Origin of the sequence: Cerasicoccus arenae, assembly GCF_014651635.1 — a bacterium.
Taxonomy (GTDB): Bacteria; Verrucomicrobiota; Verrucomicrobiia; order Opitutales; family Cerasicoccaceae; genus Cerasicoccus; species Cerasicoccus arenae.
The window spans coordinates 17,333-29,672 of the sequence record NZ_BMXG01000019.1 but is presented as its reverse complement, the minus strand read 5'-3'; the positions used below and the strand labels follow the sequence as shown (position 1 = coordinate 29,672).

12 protein-coding genes are annotated in these 12,340 nt (G+C 53.4%); 10 read left to right on the top strand and 2 right to left on the bottom strand.

Annotated features, from left to right (window positions below):
• Positions 1-27 precede the first annotated feature (27 nt).
• The 3 genes from IE065_RS13795 (at position 28) to IE065_RS13785 (ending at position 2,120) form a co-directional block, all read left to right on the top strand.
• A complete protein-coding gene (locus tag IE065_RS13795) occupies positions 28-1,041 on the top strand; it encodes a hypothetical protein (protein WP_189516081.1) in 1,014 nt (337 codons plus the stop codon).
• Positions 1,042-1,116: 75 nt separating this feature from the next.
• Positions 1,117-1,605, top strand: a complete 489-nt coding sequence (gene coaD, locus IE065_RS13790; protein ID WP_189516079.1) for a pantetheine-phosphate adenylyltransferase — start codon at positions 1,117-1,119, stop codon at positions 1,603-1,605.
• A 17-nt stretch (positions 1,606-1,622) separates the two neighbouring features.
• A complete protein-coding gene (locus IE065_RS13785) occupies positions 1,623-2,120 on the top strand; it encodes a hypothetical protein (protein WP_189516076.1) in 498 nt (165 codons plus the stop codon).
• Between the two features lie 8 nt (positions 2,121-2,128).
• Here IE065_RS13785 and IE065_RS13780 read toward each other — a convergent pair whose 3' ends face one another.
• Complete coding sequence (locus IE065_RS13780) at positions 2,129-3,592, bottom strand: RsmB/NOP family class I SAM-dependent RNA methyltransferase (protein WP_189516074.1); 1,464 nt, start codon at positions 3,590-3,592, stop codon at positions 2,129-2,131.
• A 20-nt stretch (positions 3,593-3,612) separates the two neighbouring features.
• Here IE065_RS13780 and IE065_RS13775 point away from each other — a divergent pair, with 20 nt between their 5' ends.
• From IE065_RS13775 to IE065_RS13765, 3 genes are all read left to right on the top strand, one after another.
• A complete protein-coding gene (locus IE065_RS13775) occupies positions 3,613-5,472 on the top strand; it encodes a GreA/GreB family elongation factor (RefSeq protein WP_189516072.1) in 1,860 nt (619 codons plus the stop codon).
• 120 nt (positions 5,473-5,592) lie between these two features.
• Positions 5,593-6,525, top strand: a complete 933-nt coding sequence (locus IE065_RS13770) for an ArsR/SmtB family transcription factor (protein WP_189516070.1) — start codon at positions 5,593-5,595, stop codon at positions 6,523-6,525.
• Between the two features lie 97 nt (positions 6,526-6,622).
• Positions 6,623-7,477, top strand: a complete 855-nt coding sequence (locus IE065_RS13765; protein WP_189516068.1) for an EcsC family protein — start codon at positions 6,623-6,625, stop codon at positions 7,475-7,477.
• Here the strand turns inward: IE065_RS13765 and IE065_RS13760 are convergent, their stop codons facing one another.
• Positions 7,478-7,627 (bottom strand): hypothetical protein, encoded by a 150-nt coding sequence (locus IE065_RS13760; RefSeq protein WP_189516066.1) that lies wholly within the window; start codon positions 7,625-7,627, stop codon positions 7,478-7,480.
• 139 nt (positions 7,628-7,766) lie between these two features.
• On the opposite strand from IE065_RS13760, the gene IE065_RS13755 reads away from it, so the two are divergent.
• From IE065_RS13755 to IE065_RS13740, 4 genes are all read left to right on the top strand, one after another.
• The gene (locus tag IE065_RS13755) at positions 7,767-8,996 is read left to right on the top strand and encodes an argininosuccinate synthase (RefSeq protein ID WP_189516064.1); all 1,230 of its coding nucleotides are present in this window, start codon (positions 7,767-7,769) and stop codon (positions 8,994-8,996) included.
• 16 nt (positions 8,997-9,012) lie between these two features.
• Entirely contained in the window at positions 9,013-9,846 is an 834-nt protein-coding gene (locus IE065_RS13750) for an NAD(+)/NADH kinase (protein WP_189516062.1), read from the top strand.
• Between the two features lie 98 nt (positions 9,847-9,944).
• Positions 9,945-10,706 (top strand): hypothetical protein, encoded by a 762-nt coding sequence (locus tag IE065_RS13745; protein ID WP_189516060.1) that lies wholly within the window; start codon positions 9,945-9,947, stop codon positions 10,704-10,706.
• Between the two features lie 21 nt (positions 10,707-10,727).
• Complete coding sequence (locus IE065_RS13740; protein ID WP_229792123.1) at positions 10,728-12,239, top strand: YihY/virulence factor BrkB family protein; 1,512 nt, start codon at positions 10,728-10,730, stop codon at positions 12,237-12,239.
• The last annotated feature ends 101 nt before the right edge of the window (positions 12,240-12,340 follow it).

The window sequence follows — 12,340 nt, the reverse complement described above, 5'->3', positions numbered from 1 at the left end:
GATGCCCCTGCTTTGGATGGCCGCGCAATGGCTAACCACCGACTTGCAGCGCTACTACCGTCACACGTCACGTTCCCGAAAAATTGGGAGCATGTGGCGACTCATCGGGTGGGGCCATTCATTACACGCGTGATACACCGTTTGCCGGATGGCGCGCTGCACATTTGGTCGTCGCGTCGACATCGTAAGGGCAGGGGTGCGGTCGTCCACGCACGAAACAGTCCTCTGGCGCAGAGTGATTCATTAGCCGACGCGAAGCATGTTAATGGCCATTCTGGTGCTCAGAAGCGACATTGGCGACTTTGGAGTTGGCGGCTGTGTAGTTTGTCTTGGTGGCTCGGACTGATATTTATCATTGGCTCTATTTGCTTCGTGCTGGGGACGGTGCCCGTCGCGTTTCCCGAGGTGCTGAGCGTGTTTGGACTGCCGACCTATAATTTCGATCTGGTCTGCTTTATTGGTTCGCTGTGGTTTACGCTCGGTAGTTATTTACTGCTGTTGGAAGCGCTCAATGCGGATTTAGATGCGACGCTGCAACTCAAGGCCCACGAAGCAGCGCGTTACCTTGAGGGCCAAGTTGAGAAATGTCCCGATAAACGCATTCGCTGGTTCGGTTGGGAGCCTAAGCGACTGGATTTTCTGATCGCAGCCGTGCAATTAACAGGTGCGATTATCTTTAACATCAATTGCGGAATGGGCCTCGTAGATGGATTGAACTGGGTGTGGGCAGATATCCTGATTTGGACGCCTAGCACAGTTGCGTCGTGTTGTTTCTTAACTGCCAGTTACTTGGGGGTAATGGAGGTCGCCCATAGTCGTTGGTCTTGGCTCTGGTGGGATATTTCCTGGTGGATCAACTTTTTTAGTCTGCTGGGATCATTAGGTTTTTTAATCTCCAGCTTGGTCGGATATTTTGGAGAAGGTCCGGTGGTTTTGCCTCAATGGTTCGGGAATTATTTCGCTCTGATGATGGGTTCGTGGTTTTTCCTCTTCGGAACTTATCTCATGGTACCTGAATTATCAGTCGAGGAATCAGCTTAGGCGTTCCCTAAAAGTGATGATCGGGGAGGATGAATTTCCCTTGCTTCGCTTATTGGGCCAAGCAGACTCCCACCCATGCGCCGAGCAATTTACCCTGGCACCTTCGACCCAATCACCTACGGGCATCTTGATGTTTTGGAGCGGGCGACCCATCTTTTCGATGAGGTCGTGGTCGCGGTGGCACCGAACGATGCGAAGAACCCGATATTTACTCAGAGTGAGCGTTTGGCGCTCGTGAAGGAGATGATTGTTGGGATGGAGGCAGTTAGTGTGCAGTTATTGGAAGGGCTAACGGTGGATTTTGCCCGTCAACTGGGTGCCGTGGCGTTGGTCCGTGGTTTACGCGCGATTTCGGACTTCGAGTATGAGTTCCAGATGGCGCAGATGAATCGTCACCTCGCTGACGACATTGAGACGATTTTCTTGATGCCCAACCAAGAGTATTTCTACACCAGCTCAAACATCGTCAAGGCGGTCGCCAATTTCGACGTTGTCCGTGTTGCGAATTTCGTCCCCCCGCGCGTGCTTGAGGCTTTACGGGAGAAGTTTCCCGCCCAAGCCTGAGCTTCTTTTTTCAGTACATGAAGCACATCGCAATTATTTGGGGCCTAGGAGGCGTCTTCCTTTTTATCGGCAGCGCGGTCGTACGGCTGACACCTCATGCCGTTGAAGCCGTCTCTGGCGGGCTGACCACGCTCCAGTGGATCGTGGCGATTATTTGGGCGTTGTTTATGCTCGTGGCTGAGGGCTACCGCGGCTTCCAAAAGCAATTTTCCCCGCGCGTCGTCGCCCGGTCAAAGTATCTCTCGGAAAATCCGAAGCCGCTCCACGTGCTCTTTGCGCCGTTTTTCTGCATGGCGTATTTCCATGCCACGAAAAAGCGGAAGATCGTGACTTGGTGCCTGACGCTCGGTATTGTGGGCCTGATTGTTATTGTGCGTCAGCTTTCTCAGCCTTGGCGCGGCATCATCGATATCGGCGTTGTGCTTGGCCTTGCTTACGGTCTGCTCTGGATCGCGATCTACGCCGTGCAGTGTTTCACTGGCGGTAAGTTCGACGTAGACCCCGAAGTGGCATAGCCGATGGGCTAGCCACGTTCTAGGCGGAACACACTCGCGCCATCGAAACCAGTGTCAGCAGGAGAGGACTCGGCATTGGCGGTGATGCGCCATTCGGGATTGGCTTCCAGAAACTGCTCGACGACACCCGCGTTTTCCTCGGGTTCTAGTGAGCAGGTACTGTAAATCAGACGCCCGCCATCGGCGACGAATTCGGCGGCTTTAGTTAAGAGGCTTATTTGCAGCTCAACGCAGTTGGTAATGTCATCCGGGCGCAGGCGGAGCTTGATGTCAGGACGGCGCCTGATGACGCCTGTGTTAGAGCACGGGGCGTCGAGTAGGACGGCGTGGAATGCGCCGAGCTCTTCGGCTTGTGCGTCCATCAGGTTCAGTGCGACGAGGTGAACTTCGGGGCCATCATCATCGGTGCTCCAAGCGCGGAGATTCTCATCAAGCTGGTTAATGCGTGGGCCGGGTTGGTCGAGTGCGACCAAGAGCCCAGCGGGATCGTTGCCCAGAGCCGTTAACAAATGGCATGTTTTGCCTCCTGGGGCCGCGCATAGGTCGAGGATGGCTTCGCCGGATTGAGCATCGGCCAAGGCTGGGGCAAGCCAAGTTGCCGGGTCTTGGGCATAGGCCTGACCACTGGCGAGTGCTTGATGAGCAATGTACCACTCTGCCGCTACTCCGAGCCGGAAAAAGCGTGGTAAGCGAGCGGTTGAAGAGAGTGTTGAGTCGGAGTCAATGGCGGCTGGCAGCGTATCGATGGGGGCGGGGGTCCAAGAGGGGGGAGGGGAGACAGTTGGGTTTCGCCAGCAGAGCCAAGGTTCGGCGGGGGTCTGATTGAGCAGGAGCTCGCGCTCGGTCCATTCGGAACCACGTTCGGCGATCCAACGACGGACAAGCCAGTCTGGGTGGCTGGTTTTTAGCCCGAGTGAGCCGCTTTGGAGTATTTCTGTGAGCAGGGGGGGGATTCGGCGGAGGACGGCGTTGACCAATTTACCTTCGCCGGGGCTGAGGGCTTTTTTGACGCGTTCGACGGTGAAATCAACGATTTTAGGCAAGCTCTCGTCTTTTTCGAGGCCGGGAAAAAAGTCAACTGAGGGGATGCCTTCATCGTCTTTTTTTCCAGATGAGAGGGGGGGGGGGATAGCTCCAGCAGCGATATTTTCGAGCCATTCAGCCAAGGCGATGGCGAGCATTGCCCTTAGTTGGACGCGGGGGGGGCGAGAAATCAGCGTATCAAGCAAATGATCGATTAAACGCATGTGACGAACGGCGCCATAAAACAAACGTTGACAACGACGCCGTTCCTCGGAGGAAATGTCTGTAGTCAAATTATTTAATAGCGCGTCGGCCTTCTGGTCGGAGCGCGAGACAAACTTCTCGCACAGCGCGACTGCATGGCGCCAGCCATCCGCAGACGCGCCGTGTTTCTTTTTCGGTAGGACAACCTTGGTTGGGAGATCGGAAGAGTCGGAAGAGGGTCTCATTCCCGATTAATTAAAATCCCATGAACCAAGAAGCAATCGATTTGCTCATACAAAAGCAGCCCGCACTTTCGGGCGACCGTAAAAAACTGGAGGCGATGCAGCCCGGAGCGTTCTGCATGCATCGTTCCTGGGGCTTTGGCACTATCCAAGGCTACGACGAAGGTGAAGGTAAGCTCATCATCGACTTTGAGGACGGCAAGGACGGTCACCAGATGGCCCCAGCGTTCTGTATTGATAAGTTGGAGATACTAGACCCGGAGAATATCCTCGTGCGTCGTCGCACCGAGCCTGCAGTCATCGAAGAGATGATTAAGAAGCGGCCCGGCGATCTAATCGTGGAAGTCCTTGCGCGAATGCCAGATCAAGAAGCCAGCCCAACTGAATTGGAAGGGGTGCTTTCCCGCCTATTAGGCCCAGCTAAATTTAAGAAGTGGTGGACTCAGACCAAGAAGGTACTTGTTAAGGACCCACGCGTCCAGACGCCTTCTCGCAAGATCGACCCGTATATTCTGCGCGAAGAGCCGTTGAAGCCTGAGCAAGAAATTCTGGAAGATTTTTACGTCGTCAAGCAACCGAAGAAGAAGATTCTTCTGGCTGAAAAGCTGCATCAGATTTCTGAAAACGTGAAGGAGATTCAGTCTGACCTCCCAAACATATTTGAGCACTTGACCGAAGCGGTTAAGAAGGCCCACGGCCTGAGCCAAGCTGAGCGTTTGCACGGTGTATGGGTCCGCAATGACTTAGCCCGCCACTTGGAAGCTGATCCGGAAACCATCGAGCCGACTTCCAAGTCACTCGTTATGGAAACGCCAGACCTCAATGCCTTGGCGGCAGAAATTCCGACTGGCTACCAGAAGCGTTTCCTCGACCTGTTGTCCCGCACCTATCCGGACAACTGGCAGAGCGTCGTCATCGACATCCTCCGCAACAGCGAAGGTAAGATGACCAGCGAAACGATTTCCTTCCTCGTTGACCGCGAGTGCGAAGAAATGGTCGCCGATCATTTTAGACGTTGGTTGCGTGAGCAGAACCTACGTGGTCCTGTTCTGTTGTGGATCATTAAAAACCGCAACTCCCGCAAGTTCCGTAAGCTCGTGGATGGCTTGATTAGCCCACGCTTCCTGAACAACGTTCTTTACGCGATCGACCTAGAAGCACTCCAGAGCACGGGTAACCGCCGCATCCCGCTGGCAGACATCCTCAGTGACGACAAGGAGTTGATCACCGACATGCTCGCTGAAGCCAGCGAAGAAGAAGCACATGACCTTGCTCAAGGCCTGATGCTCAATCAAGGCTTCGAGGGCTTGACGAAAAATTCGCTCTTGGCTCGCTTCATTAAGACTTATCCTAGCGTTCAAGGCCTGATCTCCGGTTCCGCACTGGAGAAGGTAGAAGACTTGATCGTCAGTAAGAAGAGCTTTGACGCACTTAATGCCGAACTCAAAGAGCTGGTTGAAGTTCGTATTCCTGAGAATAAGGAAGCGATCGCCGTTGCTCGTGAGCATGGTGACCTTAAGGAAAATTCGGAATACAAGATGGCCCGGCAGGACCAGGATACCCTCATGGCTCGCAAGGCGAACCTTGAGCGTGACCGTAATCGCGCCAGCGTCACCGACTTCACCGATGCCTCTAATGACGTGGTCAGCGTGGGTTCGATCGTCCAGCTCACCAACAGTGATGGTCAGTCTGAAGAATATGCAATTCTTGGTGCCTTTGATAGTGAGCCAGAGAAGAACATCCTCTCCTACAAGACTCCCCTCGGTCAGGCATTGGTTGGCAAAGGCGTCGATACGACGGTTACCACCGAAATTGATGGCAATACGGTGCAGTGGACCATTAAGGGCATCAAACGTTGGGTGGACAGCGGTCGCACGCTGTAGCTCGCGATGTTTCATATTTTTACAAAACCCGTCATCAAGCATGGCGGGTTTTTTCATGGATGCGTCATGCGGCGCATTTTTGGACTTTAATCTGCGTGAATAAACGATAAACACCTGACCATGGCTTCCTGGGACACTCTCAAGCTACTCGCCGATGCGACGCGCCTGCGGCTTATCCAACTACTGCGCCGCGAAGAGCTGTCGGTGGCAGAGTTGCAGGAGCTGCTTGCTATGGGGCAATCGCGGATCTCCTCGCATTTGGCGTTGCTGCGTCAGGGCGGGCTGCTGGATGACCGGAAGGAAGGTAAGAAGACCTTCTACTCGCTCAGCGACTCCGTTGCGCCGCCCACGGTGAGGTTAATTGACGCAGCATATGAAGCTGCTCGTGAGGAGCCTGAGTTTCGTGAAGACGAAAAAAACCTAGAGCGGGTGCTCGACCGGCGTCGCCGCGCTTCTGAGGATTATTTTAATCAGGTCGCTGGTCGTCTTGGGCGCAATTATTGTCCGGGCCGTTCTTGGGAGGCCATTGGCCATTTCCTGCTGCATTTGACTCCGTACATCAAGATTGCTGACCTTGGGGCAGGGGAGGGTGTACTTTCCCAATTGCTCGCCCAGCGCGCCGAGCAAGTTTTCTGCATCGATAATTCACCTCGGATGGTCGAGGTCGGGGTTGAGCTTGCGGCCAAGAACGGCATCGAGAATCTGCATTATAAATTGGGCGACATCGAAAACGTTCCTTTGGAAGACGGCAGTGTCGAATTAGCTTTACTGAGTCAGGCATTGCATCATGCGGAAAAGCCCGCCAAGGCCATCGCTGAGGCGTATCGCATATTGAAGCCGGGGGGCACGCTCGTGGTTCTGGACCTCAAGGAGCATCAGTTTGAGAAAGCGCACGAGCTTTACGCTGATCGCTGGCTGGGCTTTTCGGAAAATCAGCTTTATCGCTGGCTCAAGGACACCGGTTTTAGCACGGTCAAGGTTAACGTGGTTGCCCATGAACAGGGAGATCCTGGCTTCGAGACCGTCTTGGCTAGCGGGGTGAAGGGAGAGTAGCTCTGGAACAAACCAGCGCGTGGTCTGGTCTTTGAAGGGCGAGCAATCGTATCAACTGGCTCGCCTCGGGCGCGTTTATTGTTAATATTGCAGCATTATGACCAAGTTTCCGCCGCTCATTGATCCGCCCGTATGGAGTGAACAGGACCATCTTGATATCCAGATGGCGCACCGCATTTTGGAGCGCACGAGCTTCGCTACGCAGTTGGTTAATTTGCTCGGCGCGCCGATTGAAAAAGGACTCGAAATGCTGCCGGACAAGGCAAACGGCGTTATTGTTAGTGCGACGGACAAGGCTCTCCGTGCCGCCCTGGAAGTGGCATTGCTCACTCTGGAAAAAGATCGAATTAGCACGAGCAGTAATCTCATTCATAAGTTCGCCACAGCGACTACGGGGGGGATTGGGGGTGCTTTTGGGTGGGCTTCATTGCCGGTTGAACTGCCGATTTCTACCACGATTATGCTGCGCTCCATCGCGGATGTTGCCCGGAGCCAAGGGGAAGACTTGCGCAATGCTGAAGCCCGCTTGGCCTGTATCGAAGTCTTTGCGCTCGGTAATAAATCCAAGAGTGGCAAAAAAGAATCGTCTGACGCCAGCTACCTCGCGATCCGGGGTCTGCTGGCCCAGCGCGTTACTGAGGCCGCTCAATATGCTGCGCAAAACGGTGTGTTGGACGTTGGATCACCCGCGTTGACTCGTTTTATCGCGAAAGTGGCTGAGCGTTTTAGCCTGACCGTCACTGAAAAGGCGGCTGCGATTATGGTGCCAGCGATTGGCGCGGTCGGCGGTGCCATCGTCAATACCTACTTTACGGGTTTTTACCAAGATTTGGCCTTGGGCCACTTCATCATGCGACGACTGGAGCGCCAGTTCGGCCCAGATGTCGTGCAGGCCGAATATCGAGAGCTGGCAAAGTCGAAAGACTCGGCCAAGCTTATCGAGGACCGCTGATCAACTGATCCATTCCTTGATCACCGTAATGGCACCCACGAAAATGAGGCCGTAAAATAAGACGCCGCCTCCGTCGGTTGATTTTTCAAAAGACGATTGGGTCAGATACAAGCCGACGCCGATTAAGCCGAAACCGAGTAAGTACTTCATAATTAATTTGAAATGAGGTAAGACTGATTTTAAGTGATTTAATGGGATGTCAAGAGTGGAAATGCCACCATCTATGTTCCGTTGCGCTTTATCCTTGGCGGCGAGGCGGTCTCTCGTTTAAGTCCGACACTTTAAAGCTATGAAAATCGTTCTCGCATATTCTGGAGGTTTGGACACGTCGGTGCTGGTGCGCTGGCTTAAGAATCATTACGACGCCGAAATCGTCACTTTCGCTGCTGACGTGGGTCAGGAAGAAGAGCTTGATGGCCTAGAGGAAAAGGCCATCGCTACAGGCGCGTCCAAGCACTACACGCTGGATCTCGTTGAGGAGTTCGCGAGCGACTTCATCTATCCGATGATGCGCGCCAACGCCATTTACGAAGGCCAGTATTACCTCGGGACGTCCATTGCACGTCCGTTGATTGCCAAGGCACAGATCGAAATTGCTGAGCAGGAAGGCTGCAACGCCGTTGCTCACGGGGCGACCGGTAAAGGCAATGACCAGGTTCGTTTTGAGCTGACTTACGCCGCACTTGCGCCCGAGCTGCAAATTATCTCACCGTGGCGCATGCAGATCTTCCGCGACGCCTTCCCTGGCCGTACGGAAATGATCGATTGGTGTGCCGCAAATGGCGTTAACGTTGAGGCCAGCGCTTCCAAGCCTTACTCGATGGACCGCAACCTCCTGCATATTTCCTACGAAGCTGGTATTCTCGAAGATCCATGGTTCGATCCGACCACGCCGGAGAACAAGAAAATGTTCAAGTTGAGCGTGGATCCTCAGGATGCGCCCAATGAGCCAGAATATGTCGAGCTTACCTACGAACGCGGCGATTGTATCGCGGTCAATGGCGAGGAAATGAACCCCGCCCAAGTTCTTAAGACACTCAATAAGCTCGCGGGTAAGCATGGCATTGGCCGAGTGGATCTGGTGGAAAACCGCTTTGTCGGCATGAAGAGCCGTGGCGTTTATGAAACCCCCGGCGGCACGATTCTCATGCAGGGTCATCGTCAGGTGGAGAGCATTACGATGGACCGCGATCTTATGCATTTGCGCGACAGCCTCGTGCCAAAATACGCCGAGCTGGTCTACTACGGATTCTGGTATGCGCCCGAGCGTGAAGCGTTGCAGGCTTTCTTTGACGACAGCCAAAAGCATGTGTGCGGCGTCGCTCGCCTGAAGCTTTACAAGGGAAACGTCATCACTGTGGGTCGCAAGAGTGATCTTTCACTATACGACGACAAAATCGCCTCTATGGAAGGTGTTGCCAGCGACTACAACCCCGACGATGCCAGCGGCTTTATCCGTTTGCAGGGGCTCCGCCTGCGCGCTCGCGCCATTAAGCAATTGTCCAAGATGAAACTTTGATTTTATCTTTCCCTTTATGCTCTCCCGCATCGCATTCGTGATCAACCGCGAGAAGCCACTCGCTGGCGAGTTGGCGGATTTTCTCGAGGGCGTGTGCGCCGAGCATGGGGTGGAGTCGACCCGTAGCAGCGATTACCCGATTGCCGAGGGCTACCTCGATGGGGCGGATGCCTGTTGTGTGCTTGGGGGCGACGGAACGATACTTTCCACCGCTCCAGAGTCCATGCGCTCCGGTGTACCGGTATTCGGGGTGAATCAGGGGAAGCTGGGTTTTTTGGCAACGTATTCCCCTGCTTCGATTCGCGAGCATTTCGTGGCAGTATTACAGGGCGAGTTCGACATCCAGAAACGCTCAGTACTGCACTGCACTACGGCGGATGACCAGCATGCGCTCGGGCTCAACGACGCCGTAATCAAAAGCGCGGATGGGCGCCGCTTGATTGGCTTACAGGTCTGGTGCGCAGGCACGTTAGTGACTGAGTATTATAGCGACGGTCTGATTTTCAGCACGCCGACTGGCTCCACGGCCTATAATCTGTCTGCTGGCGGCCCAATCATTATGCCCGGCGCGGAGGTGCTTGTGATGACTCCGATTTGCCCGCATAGCCTAAGTAACCGGAGTCTGGTACTGACCCGTGACAGTGTGCTTAAGGTGAGTGTTATGGAGAATGCCAAGGCACAGGTCACGCTCGATGGTGCTCAACGCTTCAACGGACAGGAAATTTTCCCGCTTCAAATTCATATCTCACGGGGTGAGTTACCGCTGCTACTGCCCCGTAGTTATTCCTATTTTACCATTTTACGCCAGAAATTGCGTTGGGGTGGTGACATGGGAGAACAATCGCTATAGCAACGATTTACGGGATTTTTACGGGATGTAATGATTGTGCTGATTTTCCGCTTTAAGCTTGCTCGCAAAGGCATAATCAGAAAAATTCGCTAGCACACATGGGTGAGTACTACATTCAGGAGCCAGGCTCAGAAGAAGCGAAAGGACCTTATGATGTTGGCCGTATAGCGGACTTGATCGAGGCTGGCAAAGCGAGCGAAACCACCCTCTATTACGATGAGGATCGGGAAGACTGGCTACCGCTCATGGAGTGTGAAGAAATCCGTTTGGCAGTAAACCCTGTTCAAAAACCGCTTAGTCTACGTCCTAAGGACATTAGCGAGGATTCACTGAATCACGATGACGAACACTTGCCGGAGCTGAAGGTCGACCAGATGCTTGCAGCCGCAGAAGGCAACACTGATGAGACTCGTCACCTCAAGAAAAAGCATCGTGCCGCAGAAACTGCTGCCGCAATTTCACTGCCTGCGCTAGCCGTTATCATGCTTATGGCGGCTATCGTGGACATTTGGCCAAATGTTGCGGTGATTTCGACTATTCAAGAAGATGGCGATTATGGATTACTCATTTCCCATCCACTGCTTGTTGTTGGTGTTGCGGACCTTTTTCTGACGCTCTGCTGCATTTTGTCAGTGACTGACGCTTTTCCGCTGATCCGCTTTCGAATGATGCTCGGGTTCGGCTATTTTACTTACATTTTCTGGTCATGGGGAGATCAGACCATGATGATCGCTGTTGCGGTTAGTTCATTCGCCGCTTGGTTCTGTACGATCACCCTGAACCTTTATGCCATGATTGCTTGTGCGGTGCTGGGCATCGTGGGTATGGGGGCCGTTGCGGTGATGACCGTGCTCGGTTGATGTATTTTTATGCGGCCAGCTATGGCTGCTTCTTGTATGGGTACGCAACCGTCTAATCCCAAACGCTGGTGGAGTCGCGCACAGGAGGAAGTGAGCGCATTTCCCGAGTTGATGCGTAGCGAGATCTGGCATACTGGCCACCTTGAGGAGCGCTCGCTACGGGCAAAGTTTTTCGGGTTCCTTCGGGTTATGGCTCTGACGGTTGATGGTATCCGTACTAATCGGATTCCCAGTCATGCCGCCGCCCTCAGCTATTACACACTTATTGCGTTGGGGCCGCTGATCGCAATAGCGATCATGGTGTCTGGTTTTGTGGTGCCCGAGGATGGGCGAGACCGCCTCGCAGACACCTTAACGGATGCGGTTTACTACGTGGTTCCGTCTGCCAAGCAGTCAGATGAACTCGAAGCCAAGGTGCCTGAAGATGATGCCAAGCCTGGTGAACCCAAGGAGATGGAGACGGTCGACCAGCAAGAAGTCGAAAGCGACCTGGAAAAGACGATTGATACCTTAGTTGAAAATTCGCGTTCGGGCACGGTAGGCGTCATCGGCTCAATTGTTCTGATTGTGATCAGCATACAGCTGCTGTCTACGATTGAGAAGACGTTCAATACGATTTGGGGCGTGCAGCAGGGGCGTAATTTCGTCCAGCAGGTGGTTTTTTATTGGGCGGTTATTTCGCTGGGTGCGGTAGTCAGCGTGACCCTAGTGACGCTCGGGGTGTACAGTAAGGTGTCGCAATTCTTCGATACGGTTCCGTATGGGGATTATTTTCGGTCGATGTTTATCGTCTTTACGCCGTTTCTTATCTTCTTCATCACGGTATTTTTGTTGGCGTCCTTTAACCGGTTTATCCCAAATGCCAATGTGCATTGGATTCCGGCGCTGCGTGGCGCAATGGTGGTCGCTTGCTTGCTTTACCTAAACCAGTATTTGAGCTTTTTCTACATTGGCTTTGTGGTTCGTCAAAAAAGCCTTTTCGGTGCTGTTGGCATACTACCGGTGTTATTGTTTGGTCTATTCGTTTTTTGGACGTTCCTGTTGTTGGGCGGGCAAATAACTTATGCCATTCAAAACGTTAATCGCCTGACTCATCAGCGGGCGTGGGATAACACCAGTCGGCGCGCACAAGAGCTGCTTGCGGTTACCACGTTGGCCCTGATTGCTCGTCGTTTTGAGAACTGCGAGGCACCGCTTTCAGCAGACGACTTAAGCGAGCGTATCCGGGTGCCAGTCCATACGCTCAACCACACGATTCGAACCCTAGTTAAAATTGGGTTTTTGAGCGTGGTTGAGCCGGATGACAAGGATGACGCGGAGCGCTATCAGCCCGGTCGGCCTGTCGATTATATTTCACCAGCTGATTTCAAAGATCGTCTGGAAATGAATGGTAACAATGAGGCTCTAAAACTTCTCAGTGAGGCCGACCCGATTGTCGACCGTTACCGTGAAATCCTCCTTCATTTGCCGGAGGATCACCCGTCGCGTGTGTCATTCAAGGACTTGATTAATGAGTCCAAGCGACCCGTCTAAAAAAGACCTGGAAATATCCTGACGTGTCAGGGGAGGCGGGGGGGGGGCTCGACACGGGTTTAATAGCTTAACTTACTCCAGAGTCGAATCCGGCGATGGAT